The organism is Hymenobacter jeongseonensis, assembly GCF_015694725.1.
GTDB classification, from domain to species: domain Bacteria; phylum Bacteroidota; class Bacteroidia; order Cytophagales; family Hymenobacteraceae; genus Hymenobacter; species Hymenobacter jeongseonensis.
Genome location: NZ_JADQDQ010000013.1, coordinates 1 through 23,516, shown reverse-complemented (window position 1 = coordinate 23,516; position 23,516 = coordinate 1). Strand labels below are relative to the sequence as shown.

At 63.0% G+C, this 23,516-nt stretch carries 29 protein-coding genes; 28 read left to right on the top strand and 1 reads right to left on the bottom strand.

Translation table 11 applies throughout. The features are described from left to right. The first annotated feature begins 13 nt into the window (after positions 1–13). The 28 genes from I2I05_RS18950 to I2I05_RS18815 all read left to right on the top strand — a co-directional run bounded on the left by I2I05_RS18950 (position 14) and on the right by I2I05_RS18815 (position 22,532). Positions 14–1,969 carry a hypothetical protein gene (locus tag I2I05_RS18950; protein ID WP_196283830.1) on the top strand — a complete coding sequence of 652 codons (1,956 nt, stop codon included), beginning with the start codon at positions 14–16 and terminating at the stop codon, positions 1,967–1,969. 256 nt (positions 1,970–2,225) lie between these two features. Next, positions 2,226–2,606, top strand: a complete 381-nt coding sequence (locus tag I2I05_RS18945) for a DUF5675 family protein (protein ID WP_196283829.1) — start codon at positions 2,226–2,228, stop codon at positions 2,604–2,606. After that, positions 2,606–3,151 carry a hypothetical protein gene (locus I2I05_RS18940; protein WP_196283828.1) on the top strand — a complete coding sequence of 182 codons (546 nt, stop codon included), beginning with the start codon at positions 2,606–2,608 and terminating at the stop codon, positions 3,149–3,151. The genes I2I05_RS18945 and I2I05_RS18940 overlap by 1 nt, the downstream gene beginning before the upstream one ends. Then, a complete protein-coding gene (locus tag I2I05_RS18935; protein ID WP_196283827.1) occupies positions 3,151–4,332 on the top strand; it encodes a hypothetical protein in 1,182 nt (393 codons plus the stop codon). The genes I2I05_RS18940 and I2I05_RS18935 overlap by 1 nt, the downstream gene beginning before the upstream one ends. Next, the gene (locus I2I05_RS18930; RefSeq protein ID WP_196283826.1) at positions 4,332–5,186 is read left to right on the top strand and encodes a hypothetical protein; all 855 of its coding nucleotides are present in this window, start codon (positions 4,332–4,334) and stop codon (positions 5,184–5,186) included. Before I2I05_RS18935 ends, I2I05_RS18930 begins: the two co-directional genes overlap by 1 nt. A gap of 7 nt (positions 5,187–5,193) precedes the next feature. Further along, entirely contained in the window at positions 5,194–5,670 is a 477-nt protein-coding gene (locus tag I2I05_RS18925; protein WP_196283825.1) for a hypothetical protein, read from the top strand. Positions 5,671–5,874: 204 nt separating this feature from the next. Then, complete coding sequence (locus I2I05_RS18920) at positions 5,875–6,903, top strand: S49 family peptidase (protein ID WP_196283824.1); 1,029 nt, start codon at positions 5,875–5,877, stop codon at positions 6,901–6,903. Next, positions 6,876–7,283 (top strand): hypothetical protein, encoded by a 408-nt coding sequence (locus I2I05_RS18915; protein WP_196283823.1) that lies wholly within the window; start codon positions 6,876–6,878, stop codon positions 7,281–7,283. The genes I2I05_RS18920 and I2I05_RS18915 overlap by 28 nt, the downstream gene beginning before the upstream one ends. Positions 7,284–7,343: 60 nt before the next feature. Next, entirely contained in the window at positions 7,344–8,339 is a 996-nt protein-coding gene (locus I2I05_RS18910; protein ID WP_196283822.1) for a hypothetical protein, read from the top strand. Between the two features lie 107 nt (positions 8,340–8,446). Then, complete coding sequence (locus tag I2I05_RS18905) at positions 8,447–9,136, top strand: hypothetical protein (RefSeq protein ID WP_196283821.1); 690 nt, start codon at positions 8,447–8,449, stop codon at positions 9,134–9,136. Between the two features lie 57 nt (positions 9,137–9,193). Then, on the top strand, positions 9,194–9,388 hold the full coding sequence (locus I2I05_RS18900; RefSeq protein WP_196283820.1) for a hypothetical protein: 195 nt from the start codon (positions 9,194–9,196) through the stop codon (positions 9,386–9,388). A 223-nt stretch (positions 9,389–9,611) separates the two neighbouring features. Continuing rightward, positions 9,612–9,905: a hypothetical protein gene (locus I2I05_RS18895; protein WP_196283819.1), complete on the top strand. Its 294-nt coding sequence runs from the start codon at positions 9,612–9,614 to the stop codon at positions 9,903–9,905. 71 nt (positions 9,906–9,976) lie between these two features. Continuing rightward, positions 9,977–10,726, top strand: coding sequence for a hypothetical protein (locus I2I05_RS18890; RefSeq protein ID WP_196283818.1), 750 nt, complete (start codon positions 9,977–9,979; stop codon positions 10,724–10,726). Beyond that, positions 10,723–11,382, top strand: coding sequence for a hypothetical protein (locus tag I2I05_RS18885; protein ID WP_196283817.1), 660 nt, complete (start codon positions 10,723–10,725; stop codon positions 11,380–11,382). The genes I2I05_RS18890 and I2I05_RS18885 overlap by 4 nt, the downstream gene beginning before the upstream one ends. After that, the gene (locus tag I2I05_RS18880; protein ID WP_196283816.1) at positions 11,364–12,101 is read left to right on the top strand and encodes a GREB1-related protein; all 738 of its coding nucleotides are present in this window, start codon (positions 11,364–11,366) and stop codon (positions 12,099–12,101) included. Before I2I05_RS18885 ends, I2I05_RS18880 begins: the two co-directional genes overlap by 19 nt. 42 nt (positions 12,102–12,143) lie before the next feature. Then, positions 12,144–12,596 carry a hypothetical protein gene (locus I2I05_RS18875; RefSeq protein ID WP_196283815.1) on the top strand — a complete coding sequence of 151 codons (453 nt, stop codon included), beginning with the start codon at positions 12,144–12,146 and terminating at the stop codon, positions 12,594–12,596. Positions 12,597–12,751: 155 nt separating this feature from the next. Continuing rightward, positions 12,752–13,921, top strand: coding sequence for a DUF932 domain-containing protein (locus I2I05_RS18870; protein WP_196283814.1), 1,170 nt, complete (start codon positions 12,752–12,754; stop codon positions 13,919–13,921). 75 nt (positions 13,922–13,996) lie between these two features. After that, positions 13,997–14,638, top strand: coding sequence for an AAA family ATPase (locus I2I05_RS18865; protein ID WP_196283813.1), 642 nt, complete (start codon positions 13,997–13,999; stop codon positions 14,636–14,638). After that, positions 14,625–15,293, top strand: coding sequence for a hypothetical protein (locus I2I05_RS18860; protein WP_196283812.1), 669 nt, complete (start codon positions 14,625–14,627; stop codon positions 15,291–15,293). The genes I2I05_RS18865 and I2I05_RS18860 overlap by 14 nt, the downstream gene beginning before the upstream one ends. A gap of 144 nt (positions 15,294–15,437) precedes the next feature. Next, positions 15,438–15,950: a hypothetical protein gene (locus I2I05_RS18855; protein WP_196283811.1), complete on the top strand. Its 513-nt coding sequence runs from the start codon at positions 15,438–15,440 to the stop codon at positions 15,948–15,950. After that, positions 15,940–17,436: a hypothetical protein gene (locus tag I2I05_RS18850; RefSeq protein ID WP_196283810.1), complete on the top strand. Its 1,497-nt coding sequence runs from the start codon at positions 15,940–15,942 to the stop codon at positions 17,434–17,436. The genes I2I05_RS18855 and I2I05_RS18850 overlap by 11 nt, the downstream gene beginning before the upstream one ends. Before the next feature lie 300 nt (positions 17,437–17,736). After that, a complete protein-coding gene (locus I2I05_RS18845; RefSeq protein ID WP_196283809.1) occupies positions 17,737–18,039 on the top strand; it encodes a hypothetical protein in 303 nt (100 codons plus the stop codon). 4 nt (positions 18,040–18,043) lie between these two features. Next, positions 18,044–19,312, top strand: a complete 1,269-nt coding sequence (locus I2I05_RS18840; protein ID WP_196283808.1) for a hypothetical protein — start codon at positions 18,044–18,046, stop codon at positions 19,310–19,312. A 32-nt stretch (positions 19,313–19,344) separates the two neighbouring features. Further along, positions 19,345–20,289, top strand: a complete 945-nt coding sequence (locus I2I05_RS18835) for a DUF6712 family protein (RefSeq protein WP_196283807.1) — start codon at positions 19,345–19,347, stop codon at positions 20,287–20,289. Beyond that, on the top strand, positions 20,289–20,744 hold the full coding sequence (locus tag I2I05_RS18830) for a hypothetical protein (protein ID WP_196283806.1): 456 nt from the start codon (positions 20,289–20,291) through the stop codon (positions 20,742–20,744). Before I2I05_RS18835 ends, I2I05_RS18830 begins: the two co-directional genes overlap by 1 nt. A gap of 11 nt (positions 20,745–20,755) precedes the next feature. Then, positions 20,756–21,571: a hypothetical protein gene (locus tag I2I05_RS18825; RefSeq protein WP_196283805.1), complete on the top strand. Its 816-nt coding sequence runs from the start codon at positions 20,756–20,758 to the stop codon at positions 21,569–21,571. Next, positions 21,568–22,035 carry a lysozyme gene (locus tag I2I05_RS18820; RefSeq protein WP_196283804.1) on the top strand — a complete coding sequence of 156 codons (468 nt, stop codon included), beginning with the start codon at positions 21,568–21,570 and terminating at the stop codon, positions 22,033–22,035. The genes I2I05_RS18825 and I2I05_RS18820 overlap by 4 nt, the downstream gene beginning before the upstream one ends. Further along, positions 22,032–22,532: a hypothetical protein gene (locus tag I2I05_RS18815; protein ID WP_196283803.1), complete on the top strand. Its 501-nt coding sequence runs from the start codon at positions 22,032–22,034 to the stop codon at positions 22,530–22,532. The genes I2I05_RS18820 and I2I05_RS18815 overlap by 4 nt, the downstream gene beginning before the upstream one ends. Before the next feature lie 86 nt (positions 22,533–22,618). Here the strand turns inward: I2I05_RS18815 and I2I05_RS18810 are convergent, their stop codons facing one another. Then, positions 22,619–23,269, bottom strand: coding sequence for a hypothetical protein (locus I2I05_RS18810; RefSeq protein WP_196283802.1), 651 nt, complete (start codon positions 23,267–23,269; stop codon positions 22,619–22,621). Positions 23,270–23,516 lie beyond the last annotated feature (247 nt).

The following is a 23,516-nucleotide window of genomic DNA, read 5'->3' as shown; positions in this document are numbered from 1 at the left end:
TGCCCTAATCCCGATGCTGGAACTCCTTTCCGACGAGCGCCCCGTAGTGCTCAGCCCCGGCACCAGCGTGCAGCTGGAGTACCACTCGCCCGTTTTCGACGAGGAAGTGGTGCGCGGCACGTTTTCGTATTCGATTGCCGTGCCGGCCCCGCCCAACGGGCCGCTCTACGGCTTTCCCGAGCGGCTCGATGCCCACGTGGCGCCGGGCGCGGAACTGCCGGCCGAATTGCGCCTGGATGGCGTGCCGCTGCTGGTGGGCACCCAGCGGGTGCGCTCGGCCAGCACCAAGCGCTACAGCGTGAATCTGAGCGGAGCCCTGGGCGCGGTGGGGGCGAGCCTGACCGGCCGGATGCTGGCCAGCTTTGGCTACGGCGGGGTGCGGCACCTGCCGCCCGCCCAGCCCTTCGGCGGCGGGGAAACCGGGGGCCTGTTCCAGGTGCCGGGCTGGGTGGCCCACGCCAACGAAGTGGTGCGGCATCCGGAAGCGTATGACTACGTGTTTGCCCCGGTGCGCTGCGACGACTTCTACGACCCCGCGCCCGCGCCGGTAGTCGTGGAAGGCCAGCCGCCCGCGCCCCCGGCGCACCCGCCCGTCGTAATCAATCCCTGGCTGGGGGGCGCGAATCCCGGGTACGGCGTGCCGGCCGGGGGTAGCTTCGCCCACGTGGGCTTTGTGGGCTACCAGCGCCTGGTGGTGCCGCTCTACGATATTTTCAATCCCGCCGCCTCGCGGCCCTACCGCTCTTCCGAAGGCCAGCTGCTGCCGGCGTACGGGCAGCTGGCTTGCCCGTTCCCGCGCCTGCGCTACGTGCTGCGCTGCGTGTTTGAGGAAAGCGGGCTGGTCATCGACGAGCCCAACTTTCTGCCCGGCGAGTTGGGCGACATCGTCATTTTCAGCCCGGCCAATGCCCTGCGCACGAGCCGGGACGCGGCGGGCGTGGTGCAGAGCAGCTTCCACCTGGCCGATGCGTTGCCCGCCCTCGACGTGGCCGGCCTGCTGCGGGCCGTGCGCAAGGGCCTGGGCTTGGTCGTGCTCATCGACGAAGTGAACCGCCGGGTGAGCACCTGCCTGCTGCGCGACGTGGTGGCGGCCCCCGCGGCCGAGGTGCCCGACCTGACGGGCCGCCTGGCCGGGGCGGCGGAGGTGGAAATTGCCGAGGCCGGGCGGCTGAAGCTGGTCTACGAAACCGACCCCGACGATTTGCTCACCGAGCAGCTGCTGCGCCAGGCCCCCGACCCGGCCACGCTGGGCCCGGCCGTGGAGCAACTGGCCGATCTGCCGGCCACCGCCCTGGTGGGCGCGCCCCTGGAAACCCGGCTGGTGCGGGCCCAGGGCGCGTACTACCAAAGCAGCGGGGTGTGGAATTTCAGCGGCACCACCGTGGACCTGACGTGGCGCTACCTGGCCCCCGCGCTCGAAGGGGTGGAGGTGGGCGGCACGGACGGCACCGAATACGCCCAGGGCTTTGCCTACACCCACCTGGGCCGGGCCCCGTTTCAGGCCGACCCCCAGCTGGCGGTGCAGCTCGACCCGCTGGCCACCGACTTCATGGAAGTGCCGGCGCTGAGCCGGGCGGGCTTCGAACCGGCCAACGCCTCGCCCGATGCCCCGCCGCGGCCGGCCGCGCTGCGCCTGCTGTTCTGGCGCGGGATGCAGCCGGCCAGCGACGGCACCCTGTACCCGCTCGTCACGCCCCTGGCCACGAACCAGGCCGGCGACGTAGTGGGCCAGCTGAGTTTGCGGCTGGAGGGCGCGGCCGGCACCTACCAGCAACTGCTGCGCGGCTGGCTGGAGGTGAAGCGCCGGGGCGTGGTGGTCAAGCAGCCGCTGCGGCTGAGCGTGCTCGACCTGGCCCGGCTGGAGCTGGCCCGCAAGGTGCGGCTCGACGGCATCGAGTACCTGGTGCGCAAGCTCTCGGTGACGGTGCCGCTGCGCAAGCCGGTGGTCGCGGAGCTGGTTCGCGTGTGAGAACACCTTCGCGTGTGAGGGCACCGCTAACGGAATATCGAAAAAAAAAGGCTGGGCCCGGCAAAAAATAAACTTGCCAGTTCTTCCCCAGGATTTGCCAGTTGTTCCCCAGGCCGGCGCGGGAAGGGCAGGGGAGGCGGGCGGGGAGTTGCCGGAAGGGTTGCCGCGGCCGGTGGCAATTGCCGGGCCAATCGCCCGGTAGCCGCTGCCGGCAAGCGGCCTATTACCCGGGAGGGCAATGTGGCTTCTTGGGCCCATGAACAAAGCACTCCTGGCCCTGAAGCGCGGCAAGCCCGCCCACGGCTGCATCCTGGGCGAGTTGTCGCTCAACGGCAATTTCTTCTGCTACACCCTCGAACGCATTGGGGTGGCCATCCCGGCCGATACGTACCAAGTGCTCTTAAACCAGAGCCCGAAGTTTCGCAAGCTCATGCCGCTGCTCGTGTCCGAGAAGGTGCCAGCTAAGTGGGGCGTCCGGATGCACACCGGCACCACGGCCAAGGACAGCGACGCCTGCGTGCTGGTGGGGCTGGCCAAGCTGCCGTGCCACACCAAGATTTACAAGTCGCAGGAAGCCTTTGAAAAGCTCATGGGGGCGTTGCTCCCGTTCGGCGCAATCGAATTGACCATCGCCTGATGCTGCCGGTAATTTCCATACCGCCCAGCGAGTGCTTCAACATCGGCGGCCTGCGCGGGCTGCGGGTGTGGCCGGCCGGCAACGTGCGCGGCTACGCCGAGCCGGTGGCCAGCGTGGTGGCCACGGAGCTCGACCTGTTCGACCCGGCCAACTTCGCCGATATTTATTTCCTCGACGAGTCGGCCAGCTACGACGAAGACCCCGAGCAAAACGAGCAGGGCGACTTCTATAAGGTCAAGCTCCAGCTGCTCGTGGCCGGCGACGCGCCCGACGTGAGCGAGGCCGTGGCCCGGCTGACGGGCGGCCGCTACCTGGCCGCGTTTCTCGACGGCAACGGCCGCACCAAGCTGGCCGGTACGCCCGAGTGGCCGCTGAAGCTGCTCATCGGCACCGAAACCGGCCGCAAGCCCACGGACCGCAACGCCCTGCCCTTCACCTTCACCGGCGTGCTGCCGGCGCGGGCTCCCTTTTTTCTCGAACAAGAGCTCCTGCCCGCCGACGCCCGCCGCGCCTGGTCGGCCGGGTTCTCCTTTGGCTTTAGCTGATGCCGTACGACCCGAATAATGTTTTTGCTGTTATTGCCCAGTACATCGTGGACAACGTGCTGGCCAAGATTACGCCGGCCCATATGCGTCTGGTGCTGGCCCAGGTCGTGGCCGATGCCCGCCAGCAGCTGAGTGACCGCTTTGAGGCGCTGACCACCAACCAGGTCAAGGGCGCGCTGTTTCGCGTGCCCACGATTCTCCTCGTCAATGGCCAGCCCACCATCGACACGGCCCTGATTCCGGTGCGCTCCCGCATCCTGGGCATGGACGCCCGGGCCACCAACGGCACGGACGCGGCCACGGCCGGCGCCGGCGTGAAGGTGGACCCGATGGATTTCCGGCTCATCTACTCGTCCACCGGCCCCATTGATGCGCTGGTGGACGAGTTGCCCACCACTACCGCGACGGTGAAAGCCCGCTGGGTGCGTACCAGCGGCACGGAAGAAGAGCGCATCCTCTCGTATCCGGTGCTTCAGCTCGAGGACCAGGACTACGTGAAGGGCGAAGTGGTGCAGCACACCTTCGCCGCGCTGGTGCCGCCCGTGACGCGGCTCTTGGAGTGGCGGGAAGCCAGCGTCGGGTTTCAGCACCCGGTGCCCACCGGCCTCGACGATGACCCGATTTACAAACCCTTCGCGCCGCTCACGGCCCCCATTTACGACGACACGGCCCTCAAAGCCCGGGTTTCGGCCGTGGAGGGGGCGTTGCCTGCCAAAGCCGACTTAGTGGGCGGCAAGGTGCCGGCCGCCCAGCTGCCGGCCGGCCAAAACCTGGCCAACACCGACGCGCTGGCCGAAGGCGCCGCCAACAAGTACTTCACCGACGCCCGCGCCCAGGCCGCCCTGGCCAGCGCGCTGGCCGGCAAGATGCCGCTCGACGTGCACACGACGCTGAATTACAGCCCCACGATAGTGCTGGATTTTAACGCCGCCAACGTGCGCAGCATTACTCTATCGGGCAACCTGGAGTTCCTAGCCACACTCAACAAGGCCGACACCAAAAGCAAGGTAGTGCGCGTGATTGCCGACGGCACCAACCGCACGATGCTGTTTCCCAGCGCCTGGCGCTGGACCAATAACTCGAAGCCCAGCAGCCTAGCCGCTACGAAATTTGCCATCCTCACGCTTTGGTGCTTTGGTGCCAACGAAGCCGACGTAGTGGCCACTTGGTCACCCGAATAATGCAGGGCGCTTTATCCATCAAAAACCCCGGTTGGGGTGGCAGCCCCCCGTGGGTCCGCGACGGTTACGCGCACCAGAACCGCGTACTCGCCGCTGGAGGCAGCAACGTAAACCTGGAGTACGTCATTTCCCGGTTCAAGCTCAAATACGACTACAACCTGAATTTAGGCGCCTGGCTGAGCCCGGCGTTTGGCTCGATAAAAGACGCCCAGGGTCGGGTTACCCGCTTGTTTGAGCTGAGCGGCAAAGATCTGCTACTGGAAGGCACATGCCCTTATGGCTGCGCCGTCGTTCCACTCAACGGCATCGACACCCTGATTTACACCGGCGCCGAAGTCTACAAAGCCATCGAGCAAAGCGGCTACAACCCCGGCAGCGGCGACATGATTAGCTACTGCGCCATCAAGCCGGCCAGCTACACGGCCAGCAGCGTGTACGCCAAGTCCTTCCTGAACAGCGTCAACGGCCGCTATTCCTGGCTATACCTGAACGGGGTGCTTCCGATTTGGCACGACACGACCAGCCGCTTTCCCGCAGTGGTGGCCTCCCCGTGGGCGCTCAATACGTGGCGCGTCGCATCCCAGCAAGCCATTCGCAGCATTCCGTCGCAAAGCGCTTACGAGTTTCAAGGCGGGGTGCTCCAGCAGGTCGGGGCCGCCGTGGCCATTGATGCCACCTACGTCATGAATGCCTCTTACGCCTTCTTTTTGGGCGGCTACAACGCCAACTCCAACACCGCCCTGGACGCGAGCCGCCGCTACACCGGCGCCATGCAGGAGATTCTATTTCTGCGCACCTACCCCGGCGCGGCCACCAACGCCGTCCTGTTTGCCAACCTTGCCTCCCATTTTTAACAGAGCCATGCCATTATACGAACCCCCCCGCGACCTGATTGAAACGCCCGTGTGCGACCGGGTAATTGGCGAAACCCTGTTTAAGCAGGTCGCCCGCTTCAAAAAGCTGGACCACGAGCAAACCCGCGAAGGCGTGTGCAGCGCCATCATTACCGTGCAGGTGACGCTACACGCCAGCGTTGACGGCCAGGCCGGGCCGGTGCTCAGTGGCCAGGGATTTGACCACGACGGCTACGAGCAGAAGCTGGTGGCCGACAACGAAACCATAGTGGACCCGGCGACCGACCAGCTGCTGGCTATTCGTCACCACTCCATTCACGGCCTTAACCCGGCCGAGGAGTGGGAAAACGCCGTGAACGCCCCCCAGACCACGATGTACCAGGGGGATTATTTTATGATGGTGCGCAAGTATTCGCCCATTGATATTGACGGCATGATTGAGGACCACATTGCCCGCGCCGACACGATGGGTAAGTTTCGATGATTCTGGTACTGCCGCCCCTCGTCGTCAAAATGGCCGTCGTGCTCTTGCTGGCCATGCTGGGCGGCGTGGCCTGGAAATCCCGCCCCCGACGCTGAGCCCTTACCAAAAGCACGAAAGCCCCGCCCATTGGCGGGGCTTTTTTCGTCCTATAGGCCGGTAGCTCAAAAGGCGAACATTGTATACTGCCTCCTAGGCGGTGCACTTATGGACGACCTGCTTTCCAGCTCCGCCTGGGCCCTCGAATCGAAGTACTACGGCATGGCCAAGGAGCGCATCCTGGCCCGCATTGGCAAGGGCCTGCCCGCGCTCTCGGCGGCGGAGGCCAAGCCGCGCAAGTACGCTCACGCCGATGCCGAAGGCTACCCCACGATGTGGGTGAGCCAGGCGGGCGAGTTGGCCGGCATGCCGACCCCGGCGGGCCACGGCCTGAATCTGGCCACGAGCATGGCGGCCGCGCTGGCCGGCCCACGGGGTGGCAGCTCGGCGAATACCAGCGGCTCGAAAGTGGCCGTGATTCCGGTGCAAGGCACCATCCAGAAGCGCGGTGGCTACTGCTCCTTGGGCACCAAAGACATGATGAGCATGCTCTCGGCCGCGCTGCGCGACCCGGAGATTTCGGCCATTGTGCTCGACATCGATTCGCCCGGTGGCCAGGTCGACGGGACCGAAGAGTTCGCCCAGGCCTTGGCCAATGCCAGCAAGCCCGTCGTGTCTTACATCGACGGGCTGGGCGCTTCGGCCGCTTACTGGATTGCCGCGCAAACCGCCTACATCTACATCAACTCGGCCAGCACCGGCTACGCCGGCAGCCTGGGCGTGCTGTGCATGAACATCTTCCAGGGGGCTTACCTCGAAAAGCAGGGCTTTAAGGTGGAAATCCTGCGCTCGACCCGCGCCGTGGACAAGGCCCGCATGAACGGCGTCGAGGAGCTCACCGATGCGGTGCGCGCCTCGGTGCAGGCCGACCTCGACCAGATTGGGGAAACCTTCATCGCGGCCGTGGAAAGGGGCCGGGCCGGCAAGCTGAGCACCAAAGAGGACGTGTTCACCGGCAAAGTCTACCGGGGCATCGACGCCAAAAAGCACGGCCTGGTCGATGCCATCGGCTCGCTGCAGGACGCCGTCAACAAAGCCGCGCAGCTGGCCCAGTCGGGCGCTGGCGCGGGCAATTCCGCTTCATCATTCACCCAAAATTTTAACAACGCATGGAAGGCAAATTCGCTCACATCTTAGGCTTTCTCGGCCTGAAGGGGAACACCGACACGGTCACCGAAGCCCACTTGCAGGCAGCTGACGATAAAATCGCGCTGCTCGAGCAGGAGAAATCCGCGGCCGAGCTCAAGGCCACCCAGGCCGCCGCTGCCCAGGTAGCCGCCCAAACTGCCCTCGATACTGCCAAAACCGACTTGGCCACCGCCAGCACGAAGCTGAGCGCGGAGCAGGAGAAGGTCACCACCCTCGAAAACTGGAAGAAGGAGCAAAAAGCGACCGACGGCCGGGAAGAGGACAACAGCAACGACCTCGACGGCGACCACGACGGTCCCCAGGCCTCGTGGGAAGTAGCCGCCGCCTCGCAAATCGCCGGCGTCAAAAAGCGCCTGGGCGAGAAGTAGGCCCAGAAAAACACCATTCATTTCTTATTCCTCACCCTTTAGCTTTCCGGCATATCCAGCATGGCAGCAATAGATTTCTCGGGCTTGCCCGCCAAGATTACCAGCTACACGCTGCGCGAGGCGCAGCAGCTGCTTTCCACCATCCTCATCACGGACCAGTCGTTTCTTAACTACATGGGGCTGCTGGTGGACGTGGTGGACGAGCAGGCCCTGACCCAGATTTTCGTCTCGTCGGTGCTCCAGCCCGGCGGCAAGGACACGTTCGACCCGAAGGGCACGGTGGGCTTTAAAAACCGCATCGGCAAGGTGCGCTCGTGCAAAATCGACTACACGCTCACGCCCACCGTCATCAACGCGATGTGGAAGGGCTACCTGGGCCGCATCAACAAGAGCAAGCGCGGCGACGTGTACGACGTGCCGTTCCAGCAGTACATCATGGACCGGATGGCGGAGAAGGGCAAGGAGGAAATGCACCTCGACGCCGTGTTCAAGGCCGTTTACAACCCCGATAAAAAGCAGGCCAACCGCATCTTCGACGGCTTGCTGCCCCTCATGTCCAACGCAGGCGTGATTGCGGCCGCCAACATCTTCGCCGGGGCGCCCGTGACCCAGGCCAACGCCATCGACCAGCTCGAAGGCCTGGCCGACAAGGTGCCCTCGCATCTGATTAACCGCGACCTGGTGATGCTGGTCGAGCCCACCGTGGCTAAGTTCTACAACCGCGACTACCGCGGCACGTTCGGCAGCAACACCAACAACACCGGCGGGTTCGTGCACACGACCATTGACGGCACCAACATCACCATCACGCCCGAGCCCGGCCTGGCCGACACCGGCGGCATGATTGTGACGCCCCGCGAGAACCTGGTGTGGCTCACCGGCCCGCTGGGCGGCGTGCCCGGCTCGTCGTTCATCGTCGAGAAGAGCAAGCGCAACATCGACATCATGGCCGACTTCGAGGCGGCACCGGACTTCGCCATTGCCGAGTACGTCTGGTGCAACGACGCCGCGCTGGCTAAAGGCGTGGCCCTGCGCGCCGCGGCCGCGGCCGAGTAAGCCTCCGGCTCCGGCTGCCTGCCCAGGCAGCCGGGGTCCTGGTCTTCAGCTCCCGTTTGCATCTCATAGCCGACCCCATTCCTCGCTTTTAATTTTCTTCTGTACGCATGAAAAAAGTGTTCTCGGCTCTCAAAATGAGCCTGTTCTTACTGGCCGTGTTGCTGATAGGCGTGAGCCTGTTTCCCGACCAGGCCCTGGCCCTGGCCCAGGTCGTGCCCCACGGTACCGACGTGCTCACCGCCCTGGTGGTGACGATTCCCGGTACCGCGCTTGGCTGCGTGGTGGTGCCCATCGCCGAAATCATCCTCGACGACTGTCCCAACCCGGGCGGCCTGACCGATATCCACGTGATTCGCCGGCGCGACATCGAGACGTTTCCGGAACCGGGTGCCGACAAGGTGACCGTCTCGACCGCCATCATCCCCAAAGCGGGCTGCGGCTTCGTGCCGTGGGAGTTTGCCCAGGATACGGGCGAAATCAACCACAAGAGCTCCGGCGATGCCGGCAACCAGAGCATTGCCCACGACCTGGCAGTGTACGTTCCCCGCGGCTCAGCCGCCACCGATGCCGTGATTCAAGCGGCTCTGAACGGCGATTTCGTGGTCATTGGCCGCGACAGCAACGGCAACTTGCGCATCGCCGGCGACAAGCGGCGCGGCGTGAAGTTCGAGCACGATTACAAGTCGGGCAAGAAGGGCAACGACAAGAACGGCACCGACTTTAAGTTCTCGGGCGAGGGCTTCACCCACGTGCCCTACTACTACACCGCTGCCATTCCGCTGAAGGGCGCGGCCTAGGGCAGTCGGCCCGTCGTTCGCTTATAAAATCTATCCTTTCACCCTAGCACCATTATCATGGGACTGAAAAAATTTGACCTGGTCAACACCGAGGGCTTGAAGGGCCTGCAATACAAAGGCGACTTTATCCCGTTCGATAAAATCACCGATGAAATGGCCGAGGAGCTGGTGGACAAGACCCACGTGCTCAAACGCAAGACGCCGGCCGCTGCGCAGCGCGCCCTCGCGGCCGCGGAAGCCGAAAGCAAGTAGCCGTCCGTACTGGAGTAATAAAAAGCCCCGCCCACCCGGCGGGGCTTTTTTGCTTTTATCTTCGCCCCGCTAATACCTGTTATCCTTCTTACCCTGAATGCCATCCGCCGTGCCATCTGGAAACGGCCGGGGGAGCGTGCGGGTGTAAGTCCCGCAATTCTAGGGCGTTCAGGCGTCACAGGTATTAGCAGCGATTCCTCCGGCTTTCCTCGTGGCGCTGCTCATGCCCAACACTCGCTTTCGGCTCTCGACCCTGCCCGCTCTGGCCGGCTTCCTGGTGCAGCGCGCCCAGGGCAACGCCCAGCTGCAGGCAGCGCTCGATGACGGACTGGCCGATTACGAGGAAGGCGCTCAGGTAATGCTCACGGCGCTGCGGGCGCTGCTGGACGAGTATCTGGAAGAAGGCCAGCAGCTGCTGTTTCAAACCAACCAGTTCGCGGAGCCCTATAAATGGCTGGCCATGACCGACCAATTGGAGGTCGTGCAGACCTTCCGTAACTTGCTGGGCGAGGACTAAAAACGTCCTATTCGCCGCTTGCTCATTCGGATAGCTTTGGTTTCAATCAACCTGAAATCAACGTTATTCCGATGGAAAACCTCGAAAAAGTCATCGCCTGGCTCGAAGCCGGCGATGCGGCCGACTACCGCGCCGGCGTGCTGCTGCTGCAGGAACTCACCGGCCACCGCAGCCTAGTCAACACCTTGCTCAAGAAGGAGTCGGCCGGCCACCGCGAGAAGCTCACCTACGAGCTGTGCAAAGTAGGCTGCGAGGGCCGGTTGGCGGACGTGGGCGAGGTGATGAACCACTTTGCCCAGGCCGTGCAGGGCGCCACGGCCCCGTCGGTGAACTTGGTGACCAGCGTGACAATGCCCGCGCTCCTGGTAGAAGTAGAGCCGGCTCCTCAGGCCGTGCCTGAAGCGGTGCAGGGCCAAGTGGACGAGCTCACGCAGCTGATGCAGCGCGTGTATAACCAGCGCTGCCAGCTGAGCAACAGCCTGGCCGACTTGCCCGAGGCCGATGGCCCCCGCGTGGTGGGCGAAATTCTGAGCCTGCAAAACCAGTACAACGCCCTCTCTGAAAAGCGCCGCCGCCTGGTGGCCGGCGAGCCCACTCAGGTTGAGCCCACGGCACCCGTGGCGCCCGCGGCCGGCGAAGCGGCTCCCGTCGTGGACCGGGCCGAATTGCTCCAGAAGCGGGGCAATTTGCGCAGCCAGGTGAGCAAGGCCAAGAAGGCCGCCGCCAAAACGCCCGACGACCAGCTCAAAGCCGAGAAGGTGGCCAAACTTCAAGTGGAACTCGATACGCTCGAACTTCAGATTAAGCAGCTTCCCGCATGAGCACCGCGCCCCAATCCGACATGAAGACAGATAAAGTAGTGCCCTTAGCCTGGCACACCGAACAGCGCCGGCTCGATACGCTGGTGCCGCTGGAAAACAACCCCTTCGGGAAGATTACCACCGAAAAGCGCCGCCGCCTTGAACTCAAGCTGCTGGAGCTTGGCGTCTTTGAAGCGGCCACGCTCGACACCGATGGCGTGCTGCTCACCTTCAACAAGCGCCACAACCTGCTCATGGGCATGGGCCGGGGCCAGGAGCACTTCGCTGTGATGGTGCCCAACCGGGCGCTGACGGGCGAGGAGCGGATGAAAATCGTGCTGGCCTCCAACATCAACGAAGGGGAGTGGATTGACGAAATCCTGCGCGACCAGTACGCCGACGTGCTCAGCGAGATGGGCCTGGAGCTGGCGGCCCTCGACGAGCAGCTGGCCGGCGAGGAGGCCGCCCCGCCGGCGCCGGCCGAGTTTCCGATTGTGGCCGAGTTTTCGGAGAAGTACGATGCCGTGGTTATCGTCTGCCGCAATGAGATTGACGCCAACTACGTGCGCGAGGTGCTGGGCCTGGGCAAGGAGCAGAGCTACAAGGCCAAGGAAGTTGGTACCACCCGCGTCATCGATGCGAAAGCGTTTTGCGAGAAATGGAAGTCAAAGTCGTAATTCCCTCCCACAAGCGAGCGGGCCGCATCCTGACCCTGGGCGTGGTGCCCGGCGCCATCATCTGCATTCCCGAGAGCCAGGCCGCCGAGTACCGGGCGGCGCATCCGGACGCGGAGCTGGTGACCCACCCCGATAGCGTGGTGGGCCTGGCCCGCAAGCGTAACTGGATGTACCAGCACTTTGGCGACATGCTCCAACTCGACGACGATATCACGGACTTCCGGCGCATGTACCTGCCGGCCGGCGAGAAGGTGAGCGTCGCGCCGGACCGGGTCATGGCAATCATCCAGGAAACGGCATACGCGGCCAAGCAGGCCGGCGCGTACCTGTGGGGCTTCACCAGCAACCCCAACCCGACGATGTACAAAACGCTGGCCCCGATTGCGCTGACCGGTTACGTGACCGGGTGCGCCACCGGGCTGCTGGCCGGCTCGAAGCTGTGGTATAACTCCGATATCATCTGCAACGAGGACTACTGGATTTCGTGTCTGAATGCCTACCACCACCGCCTTATCTGGAAGGATACGCGCTTCACGTTCATTCAGAAGGATACGTTCGTGGGGCAGGGCGGCCTAGCCGAGTTCCGCAACCTCGATGCCGAGCGGCTGGACTTCGAGCTGCTGCGCCGCTGCTTCGGCGACGTGATTCAGGAAAAGCGAGATGGCAAGCTGGCCAAACGAAAGCACCAGTTTCAAAAGACGATGAAGCTGCCGTTTTAACAATGGAAATCCTACTTTTAGGGGCACCTAACTCCTTTAATTATGCCAAGTAGATTTTCCGCAGTACTCATCAACAGGCTTCACCAACACATCAAAGACTTTTTTGAGGCAGAGAGAGCCATGCAAGAGTGGTTTAGGCTTTCATCGGCTGCCGACCGAGAATTGGTCGCAGCTATCGAAAAACAATGCCCCGCTGACGACAAGGTTAGTATAATCAAGCAAACGATACACGCTTTAAAAACGAAGGAAGTCAAACCGCTTATCGATAAGGTAGCTGAAGTAGAGCACCAGCTTTCAACTGTAGATGGAACTTCCGGCGTCAATGGAATGGCGACCTTAAATGCTGCTATTTCAATAACCGGCTCCTTTAGCTCGCGTGAAATAGAATTACTTAAGTCGGCGCCTCTAATTCTAGAGGTAGAAGGCAAAAAAATTCAGATTCACTACGAAGAACACGAAAGCTTTCCGGACGTTAATTTTCGCGTTATAGAGTAATTGATGTTATCGTTGTAAAGCCCCGCAGCACCCGCTGCGGGGCTTTTTTTGGCCAGTATCTTATTAGTAAATAAAGGTTGTTTGGTTTCTGTAAATGGTTCTGTATGAAGAACTTTACATATCAGTTCACACTAACACCAACCATCTCAACCCCCATGAAAAAGACCACCGTAGCCGCCGCCCTCAAAACCGCCCTCGCGGCCGAAACCACCGCCCAGAAGCTCGACCTGCTGCTCGACTTCATCAACGGCCAGTACCAAGGCGAGCAGAACCTGCCGGCGGGCAGCAAACTCGGCAAAACCCTCGACACCCTGCGCGACGAGCTGGCCGCGGAGGCCCTGACCAAGCTAGCCACCAAGCGCGCCGCCAAAAAGGGAACCGCCCCGCTCGTCGTGGCCCCAGTGGAGGCAGCGCAGCCCGCCACTGAGGTCGTGGCCAGCCAGAGCATGGAGGCCTCCGACGCCGCCTTTGTCGCCCAGCAGTCGCGCCTCGAGCAGCTGCCCGAGCCCTCGGATGAGGACCTGGCCAACGAAGCACTGGCCGAGGCCCAGGGCATTCTCGATGCCGCCGTGGTGCGCGAGGCCACGCCGGCGCCCGCGCCCGCGCCGGTGCATCCGGTGAGCGCCGCGGAGCGCCGGCAGTTCCGGAGCGAATCGCTCGACCTCATCCTGAGCGCGGCGGTGCCGGCGAGTACGAAGACGTACTCGCCGCTGAGCCACCTCGACCTCATCACCTCGGTGAAGGAGCAGCTGGACAAGCGGGGCCTGCAGCTCAAGGACGAGCGGTACACGCAGAATCGGCAGGGCCAGCAGATGTTCGGGCACATGACCGTGCAGGGGCTCAACGGCGAGCAGGACATGTGCCTGGGCTTCCGCAATAGCTACGACAAGAGCATGCAGGTGGGCGTGGTGGGCGGCTCCCGCGTCATTGTCTGCTCGAACATGATGTTCGCGGGCGATTTCAAGGCCCTGGCCATGCACAACGGCAACTTGGTGCAGGAACTCAACACCATGCTGGGCAAGGCCGCTGACCGGCTCGAAGAGCACTACCGCAAGCTGCAGGTGGACTCCGAGAAAATGAAGCAGGTGGAAGTCAACCCGCGCATCATTCACGAGATATTGGGCGAGTTGTTCTATTCCGAGTCGGTGGTGAGCGAGGCGCAGCTGCGCATCATTCGCGGCGAGTTACGCGAGAAAACCAACTTCGGCGACGGCAGCCTGTGGGACATTTACAACCACACCACCGAGGCGCTGAAGACCGCGCCCAGCGGCCTGATTATCGGCCGGCACATCGACGCTCACCAGTTCTACATGGCGCGCGCTTAATCCTTAAAACGCAACGAATAAGTGGTGTTTCCCCGGCCGACAGGTCGGGGAAGTGCTACTGCATTCCCCAAACCAATGAGCAAATACGATTTAAGAACCAAGAAGGGCTACGACTTCTTCGAGGTATCGAGCGCGCTGCAAAAGTGCATTCGCCGCGGCATGGAAGAAGAGGCGATGTATTGGGCCGTGGAACTGTTCAATTCCAACTACGTCGAGTACATCTGGAAGCGCCTGCGCATCATGGCCAGCGAGGACGTGGGCCTGGCCGTGCCCGGCATCGTGGCCGAGGTCCAGGCGCTCTACCAGCACCACAAGCTGCAAGCCACCAAGAAAGAGGACAAGAACCAGCCCGAGCGCCTGTTCCTCACGCATGCCGTGCTCATGCTCTGCCGCGCCCCGAAGAGCCGCGTGATTGACCACGCGCTGCTCTACCACTGGATGCGGCACGAGCACGTGCACCACGAGATTCCGGATTGGGCCTTGGACAAGCACAACGAGCGCGGCCGTCGGCTGGGCCGGGGGTGGCGCCATTTTTTCTTTACTGGCACGCTGTTGGCCGACTCGGGCAGCGTGCCGGGCGAGCACGAGTACAAGCAATTGGCGATGGACGCAGTTGGCAGCCCGGCGCCATCGCTGTTCCCTACCGAGCCGCAGCCTGAAGTGCCGGCCCCGTCCAACGTGTTGAGCCTCTTCCCGGAACCCGATGCCCAAGGGTGACCAAAAGCACCGGGTGATGCGCAAGCGCACCCTGGATGAGCCAGGCTATTACGCCTTCGCCTCCGTCGTCGGCCAGCAGCGGCATTTTAACGTGCAAACGGCCAAGCTGCTGGCCGCCTACGGGTTTGAGCCCCTGCGCCTGCTCGATGGCCAGGGCCGGCCCCAGCCGCCGCAGCTGCCGAGCGAAGAAATACTGGAGTGGATAATTGAGCAGAGCAACTGCCCCATGACGCAGCTGCGCGCCTTCGTGGACGTGGGCGGCGACGAGTTGCCGGACCAGACGCCCTGGGGCCGGATAGCGGCCGGGCTGGTGAGCACCACCGAGGCCAGCCTGCGGCGCTGGGGCGATGCGAACCACTTCACCCCGCAGCTGCTGCGCAACTACTGCGGCCCCGAAGGCCAGGCCCTCGACGTGCAGGCAATGGTGCTCAGCCACGAAAGCCAGCCGGTGGAGCCCGGCCAGCTGTGGGAGTTCATCGTGGCGCACCCCCGGGGTCAGCAGAGCTACCGGCCCCAGACCATCGGGCACCGGCTGGCCGAGGCCTTCCAGCGCAGCGCCGGCTTCCGGCTCACTTACCACTACGCGGCCGACCTGCTCCGGCTCATCGACGGCCGGCAGCCCGCGCCTGCAGGCGAAGAGGAGCCGCCGTTTTAAACGAAGAAAGGCCAGACTTGCGCCTGGCCTTCTTATCAGCTCACACACCGGCATCTCAAAACCGATGATGAACTGCGAAGATAGGGATTTGCGTCCTATTGCTGGCTTGAGCAGGGTTGCTACTTACGTGGCAACCCTGCTTTTATGAAGAAACTTGGAAAGGGCGATAAGCTCGACAAATACCGTTCGCACCTGGTCGATGGCGGCGAGCTCAAGGACGAGGAACTGGAGATGCTGGCCAAGTACCGCAAGGCCCACGCGCTGCTCTGCCTGGGTTTCGGCCGCAACCAGGTGCTGGCCACGCTGGAGAAGGAATTTGAGCTGAGCCAGCCGCAGCTCTACGCCATCGTGCGCGAAAGCATCGCCCTGTACGGCTCGATTGAAGAAGTGGACAAAAAGGGCCAGCGCGTCATTTCTCACGAGAATTACAAGCTGCTCTCCAACCTGGCCCGCAAAAACGGCGACATCGGCGCGGCCATTCGGGCCCAGGAAAACGCCGATAAGCTGCTGGGCCTCTTTGAGGCCGAAAAGACGGTGCTCGACCCCAAGGCCTTCCTCATTCCGGTGCCCATGGACTTCAGCACCGACCCGGCCGTGCTGCGCGAGCAGGAAACGACGGAAGACACCGACTTTGAAGACGTAAGCGATGTCGAATAAGCAAAAAAGCGGTTCCCGGCGCATTTACGTCAACGAAAAGCAGCGGCAATTTCTGTCCTCCACCCACAAGCGCCGCACGTTCGTCGGCGGCCGGGGCTCGGGCAAAACCACCGTGGCCGGCCACCAGACGCGGGTGGAGATGAACTACCTGCCCCGGGCCAAGGTGTTTCTGGCCGGGCTGACCTACACGCAGCTGCTGAGCAACACGGTGCCGGCGATGGAAGGGGCCTGGCAGGCCCACGGGCTGCGCGAGTTTGACCCCAAAAGCGGCTTTGGGCACTACGTGAAGGGCAAGCGGCCGCCCAGCGAGTGGGTTAAGCCCTACCAGGCGCCCAGCAATTACGAGAACGTGATTACGTTTCTCAACGGCTACACCGTTCAGATGCTGAGCATGGACCGGGCCGAGCTGGCCCGGGGCGGCAACTACGACGGAGGCCACATCGACGAATCCGCGCTCATGAAGCAGGAGCACGTCAACAAGATTCTGCGGCCCATGATTCGGGGCAACATCTACCGCTTTCCCGATTCGCCCTACCACCAAACTTTCTGCGATTACACGTCCGTGCCCTGGATGCCTTCGGGCCAGTGGGTGTTCAACACCGAAGACCTGGCCAAGGAGGAACCCGACAACTACTTCTTTCTCGAATCCACGGCCTACGACAACGTGGCCGTGCTGGGCGAGAAGTACCTGCGCGATTTGCGCAACGGCATGACCCCGCTGGAGTGGGACGTGGAGGTGATGAACAAGCGGCTAACCAAGCTACCCAACAGCTTCTACCCATCTTTCAATGAGGAAAAGCACGGGGTCTGGAAAACCTACACCTATACCCACGACGAGGAAACCGGCCTTACGCACAGCATCGACTCGGACCGCGACCCCAAACGGTTACTCGAGCTCAGCTTTGACTTTAACGCCGCGTTTACCTCCCTTACCGTCCACCAGGAACACGGCAACGAGTTCCGCGCCCTGGATGCGCTCTGGGTCAAGCAGAGCGACACCACGGTGCTCGATGCGCTGGTGGAGAAGTTCTGCGACAGCTACGAGGGGCACGAGCGCAAGGAACTGCTCATCTACGGGGACCGCAACGGCAACAACAAACAGGTGGGCTCAAATCTCACGCTCTACCAAACCATTCAGCAGGGCCTGGCCGCCCGTGGGTGGAAATCTACCCTGATGGTGCAGGGCCTCGACCCCGACCACCGCCTCAAGCACATTGCCATCAACCAGCTGCTGGCCGAGAACAACGCCCGGCTGCCCGTGCTGCGCTTTAACCGCAACAAGTGCAAGTTTCTCATCATCTCCATTCAGCAGTCGCCCATCAACCCCGACTGGACCAAGAACAAGAACTCGGAGAAAAGCAGCATCGACCAGGAGCGGGCCACCCACCTGAGCGACTGCTTTGATAACATCGTCTACCGCAAGTACGGGCACCTGTTTGGGCAGGCCCAGACCTTTGAACCGGTCTACTTCTTAGGCCGCGACTAGCACCCCTGGTCGCAGCAAGCGGCAATTGCCATCTGTACTACATGAGAAAGGGCTTTGGCGCTATTGCCAAGGCCCTTTTTGCTTGTGCTCGTCCCAGGGTAGGCCGTTCATATATACCTGAAAAATTGCCGGTTTGGCAATTGCCAAACGCTAAAGGGCGCGCTCTCTGGCGGGCGTCACGCAATAAAAAAACGACTGCCGGCCGGGCGTTGTGGCTGATTTTCTGGGCCGTAGGGGAAAAACACGCAATAATTTATTTCCGTCCTACCCGGCGGGGAGTGAAAACGGCAATTTGAGTCCATGCAACGGATTCATTTACGCACGGTGCTGGCCGAAATCGACCAGCACGAGCAGGACGGGCAGGGCCGCGCCTTTTCGCTTCAGTACTACAAAACGGACGGGCGCCGCGGCAGCAAGCCGGCTGTGCGCAAGGGCGGGCTGGCCGGCATCGGCCCGGCGGCGAGCCCGACCAGCGGGGGCTTTCGCTACAAGCTCAAACAGAAGGGCACGCTGCAGCTGGTGGACTGCGCCACCAACAAATCCTTCGCCCTGAAAATCATCTTGCTGACCCACTTCAACGGGCAGCGCATCCAGCACGCCTAAGGCCATGAGACGCGACATCAAAGAAGTAGGAGCGGGGCTCTTCATCCTGCCCGGCGCCCAGGCCCTGGTCGAGCTCACGAAGAGCGACAAGGCGCAGGACGTGAATTTCGGGGCCGCGCCGCTCACCAGCGGCGGGCTCAAGATTGCGCCCTGGGGCAAGGACAACTTGCAGCCGCAGCAGATGCTGGAGTTGATTTACAACAACCACATCAAGCCCCAGCTCATTACCACGGCCCGGGACTTCTTGCTCGGCTCCCGCGTGGGCTGCTTCAAGCGCAGCATCAAGGAAGGCAAAATCGTCGTCGAGCCGGTGATTGACACCGAGATGGAAGACTGGTTCGAAAGCATCGACGGGGACGCGGCCATGCAGTCGCTGGCCTACAACCTCGAAGGCTTCGCCAACTACTTCTCGGTGCTATCGCTGGCCTCGAAAAACTACGTGGAGGGCATCCAGAGCTTCGACGCCACGGTGGTGCGCGCCCTAGTGACGACCAAGCCCCGGCCGGAAAAGTACGCCCTGCACCATGACTGGCGCAACTTCAAGGCCGACGAGGCCAAGGTGCTGCCGGCTTACGACCCGCGGAATCCAACCAAGTACGGCGAGTGCCTGCTGCACGGCCGCGACTGGACGCCGGGCCAGAAGTACTACGACATGCCGCCCTACTGGGGCACGCGCAAGTGGACGGAGGTGAGCAACAAGATTCCGCGCTTCCATAGCTCGGGCCTCGACAACGGCTACAACCTGAAGTACCACATCAAAATCCCGCAGGGCTACTTCGACCAGTTCGGCGACGCCGAGAAGCAGAAAGCGGCCGAGCGCGACCTGATGGGGGCCATGAACGAGATGCTGGCCGGCGTAGAAAACGCGGACAAGGCCTTCGTGTCCAAGTTCGCGGTCGACGCGATGGGCAAGGCCTTGCCGGGCTGGGAAATCGTGCCCATCGAGAACAAGATGAGCGACAAAGCCTACGATTCGGTCAACACCCAGGCCAACATTGCCCACACCAGCGGCCACGGCATCGACCCCTCGCTGGCCGGCATCGACACGGGCGGCAAGTTTGGCGGCTCGGGGTCCGAAAAGCGCATCAGCTACCAGCTGCACATCGCCCTGCGCACGCCAACCAAGCGCAAAATTCTGCTGCAAACCCTCAAGGCGGCCCACGCCATCATGGGCTTCAACCGCGCGCACCAGTTCGGTTTCGAAGACGTGGACCTGACCACGCTGGCCGAGAACCCCACGGGGCAGCAGAAGGTGGCCAACAAGTCCATGTAGGCCGCTCTGGCTTCACTTATAAGATGCATTTTATGCTGTTTACGACCACTGCGGAGCTAAAAGAGTCCCTGGGCACGCTGCACAAGAACATGAAGTTCGAAACCCTGCTCTCGTTCGTGGAGCAGGCCGAGCCCAAGCACCTGGCGCCCGCCGTGGGCTTTGAGCTGCTCGAAAAGCTGGGCTTGCCCACGGCCGAGCTCGATGCTGACTACCTGGCCCTGCGCACCCGGTTACGGGCCAGCCTGGTGCATTACGCCGTGCTGGAAGCCGCGCCGTTTCTGGCCGTGGCGATGGGGGAGTTGGGCCTGGTCGAGCAGAGCGCCGGCAACGCCACGCCCACCCGCCAGTGGGTGTACCACAACTTCGTGGACGCGGCCGCTGAGCAGGCCGACCAGCAGCTGGACGTGGCCCTGATGTGGCTGGATTTCAAGGCCGGTGCCGGCGCGTTCCCCGAATACGTGCAGTCGGAACAATACCAGCTGAGCCGGGGGCAGTTGCTGCACAGCGCCCACGAATTGGGCAAGTACCTGAGCATTAAGAACAGCCGCCGCGCCTACCTGGCCCTGCTACCGTTCCTGCAACGGGTCGAAGAGCTGGAGTTGGCCCCGCTGCTCGGCGAGGACCGCCTGGCCGCCCTGCGCACGGCGCTCCGAAGCGGGGCGCCCAGCCAACCCGACCAGAAATTGTTGGCCCTGGTGCGCCCGGCGCTGGCGCACCTGACCATGGCTGCGGCCTTGCCCGAGCTATCGGTGAGCATCACCGGCGCCGGCATCCGCGTGCTCAGCGACAACGACGGCATTCGCCAGCGGCAGGCGGCCTCGGCCGACGTGGTGGGCGCGCTCAGCCGCAAAGCCCTGGGCCTGGCCACGCAGTACCTGGAGCGGCTGCGGCGGCACCTTGACGCTGAAAGCCCGCTGGCCGAGGTGCGGGCGGCCGAGCTGTTTGATAATTCGGGTAAGCCCACGTTCGTCGTTTGATGCTCGGCGCTCGCTTTCTCAACCTCGAAATCGGGGCCGTGGTGCTGGCCGGGCTCAGCAGCTTCGTGGAAATGCACATCTGGTCGCCGGCCTACACCTACTACCTGCTGCTGGTGCTGGTGGTGCTCGACGTGGTGACCAACAACCTAGTCGCCGGCAAGCCGCTGGTGCCCCGCAACCTGCTGCTGCGCCTGGTGGCCTACACCGTGCTGCTGGGTTTGGCCCATGGGTTTGCCGCCCACGAGCCGGGCCTGTTCTTCCTCTCGCAGCTGGCAATGGCCCCGTTTGTCATCGTCCACATGCGCAGCCTCATTATCTCGTTTGGCAAGCTGGGCCTAGTCGATGAAGCCGTGGCCGACCTGCTACAAAAGCGCATTACCCGCGCCGTAGAGGCCGAGCCGCCCTTGCCGGAGCCACCCGCCGCCCCCGCTGAAGTACCAACCCACGGCGAATAAAGTACCAACCTATGATTCGTTTTCGTCTCGACGAGCGGCCCTACTTTTTGCCTGAGCGCTACGGGGAGCTCACGGCCCGGCAGCTGCTGGCCGCGGCCCCGCACCTGGTGCACGATTCGGTGGCCGCCCGGCTGGCCATCGTGCGGGCCTGGTGCCCGCAACTGAAGGATAAGCAGCTGCGCCGGCTCACGTCCGAGCAGCTGTGGGACCTGGTGAGCCTGGTGGGCTGGGTCTGGAAAGAGGAACTCGACGCCTCGGCCTTGCCCAGCTTCAAGCACCGGGGCCGGGTGTACCTGCTACCCGAGGCCAACCTCACGGATGCCGTGCTGGTGGAGTACGCGATGGCCACGCTCTTCTTTCACCACTTCGCCCGGCCCCGCCAGCCGCAGCCCCGCGCCCTCGACCAGTTGGTGGCCACGCTCTGCCGGCCGGCCGCCGTGGGCATCGACGAAAACGACCCCCGCTGGGACGGGCAGCGCCGGGAGCGGTACCACGGCAAGATTGCCGAGGCCCGCGCCGTGGAGTTGGCCGACTTGCCCTTGGGGCACAAAGTCGTGGTGCTGCACCACTTCCTGAAGGCCCAGCGCTTCGTGCACCGCGCCTACGCCGACCTCTATAAAAAGCCCGAGCCAGCCGGCGAAGGCCCCGCTCCGAAGGCCCAGCCCAAAGGCGATGGCACGGAGGTGCTGGAAATGCTGGCCGAGTTGGCCGAGCGCGGCACCTACGGCACCTACGAGCAAGTGGCTTACACGAGCCTGCACACCGCTTTTTTCAACCTGGCCAAACAGGCCCGTCGCCGGCGCGAAGCCGAGAGAACCAACGCATGAAAATTTCTAAAGCAGGGCTCGACCTGATTAAGCGAGAAGAGCGGTTCATGGCCCGCAAGTACTTCTGCTCGGCCGGCAAGGCCACCATTGGCTACGGCCACGTGATACTGCACGGCGAGGAAAAGTACCTCTACGCCACCCTCACCGAAGCCGAAGCCAGCGCCTTGCTCCAGCGCGACGTGGATAGTAAGTACGGCGCCCACGTGGCGAAGCGGCTGACGCGCGCGGTGACCCAGAAGCAGTTTGACGCGATGGTGAGCTTCTGCTTCAACATCGGGACCGGGGGCTTTGACAAGTCGAGCGTGTTGCGCCTGGCTAACCTGGGCAGCACCGATGCCGCCGCTATCACGGCCGCGTTCGGGGCCTGGAACAAGGTCACCAACCCCCGCACCCGCGTCTTGGAGCCCAACCGGGGCCTGACCCTTCGCCGCGGCCGCGAGGCTGCCCTTTACCTGCAACGATGAGAACCCCGCTACTATTCGCCCTTTGTGCCCTGAGCCTGGCTTCCTGTGTGGGCAGCCGGCCCGTTGACACCCCGCCGCCCACTCCATCGGTGGCCTTTGTGAGCACTCCCCTGGTGCTCGACTCGCTGGCCGACCTGCCGGCGTACCTGGTACCGGCACCGGCCGGCAGCACACCCCGCCAGCGCCGGCAGTGGCAGAAGGCCCAAACCGCCAACCTGGCCCGGTCCGGCCTCCAGCCGCGCACCGTTAAAATCAAGCACAGCGCCGTGGCCACGGGGGCCGGCAGTACGGCCCTGACCAAGCCGGCCGGCTCCGTCGCGGCCGGGGCCGGCGCGGTGGCCACCACGGTCACCAAGCCCAAGGCGCCCGTGGCGGCAGCACCGGGCGCGGTGGCCACGGCAACGACCGAGCAGGGGCTGAGCTACTGGTGGCTGCTGGTGCCGGTAGTGGGGTTGCTGTACTGGCAGCGAAAACGGCTGGCGATGCTGTTACTTTGAGTCGTCAGTCTTTTTATTCGACCGTTTCGCTAAACTTGTCTCGCCGTGCTGCAGCAGTCCAAATGCAGGCAAGCACTACCGCGTATTCAACGCATTGTCACCCGCAGATAGGTGAATTTTTGGCTGTTCTGCCGGGTTTTCTCGGGCAATTTGCCCCTGTCAATGGCTTCTTCCACCGCCACGGGGAGGCACTTGATCAGAAAGTTACGCTCATCGACCCACGCCAGCTCATAGGGCACCCACTTGCCCTGCGCAATGCTGAATTTGCGGCGCAAGTGCGGCGCGGCTACTTGAAACACCTCGACCCCGTTTAGGGCGCCCTCGAACGGGTAGCCTTGGTAGAGGGCGGCTACTGCCCCCCGTTTGGGACTCGGCACCGGAGGTCCTTGCAGCGTATCGATGACGCCCGTCGTCTCGTCCACCAGCAGGTAGGCCGAACCCTCGTAATACAGCACGTGCAGCACGTACTTGGGCAAGTGGGCGAGCTTTCCCACGTAAGTCAACTCGGCTGATTCTTCTTCGAATGCAGCGGTGGGTTTGCTCACCAAGCGCAGGCGGCGGCCCTTGGTCAAGCGGAGGGTGAACGTTTCGCCGCTGCGGGTGAAGCCCTGCTTGTCGGATACTATGCTGGCTGGGGCAGGGCGGGCTTGTGCCTGCGCAAATAGGGCCGCGGTTGTCGTCGTAATGCGATAAGGACGGGGAGCCGGAGCCTGCTGGGCGTAGGTCCCCCCTGCCAATAGCAGTAGGGCAAGAAGAGGCCGAAAACGGACAGTAAAGGAGTTAACCATGCAGCAGCGGGGCGTATACGCACAGCAAAGCCAGGACGCTGGTTAAGCCGCGTAACAGGGCTTTGATCGAAAGCAAGGTAGTCTTTTCTAATGCTCGTATCGCTCGTTTTGCGATTCGGACCGTTTCCGCAAACTACATTTCCTTTACTTGCTCCCTCACGTCGCTCCACGGTAGCGCCGGGCAGTGCTACGGTTG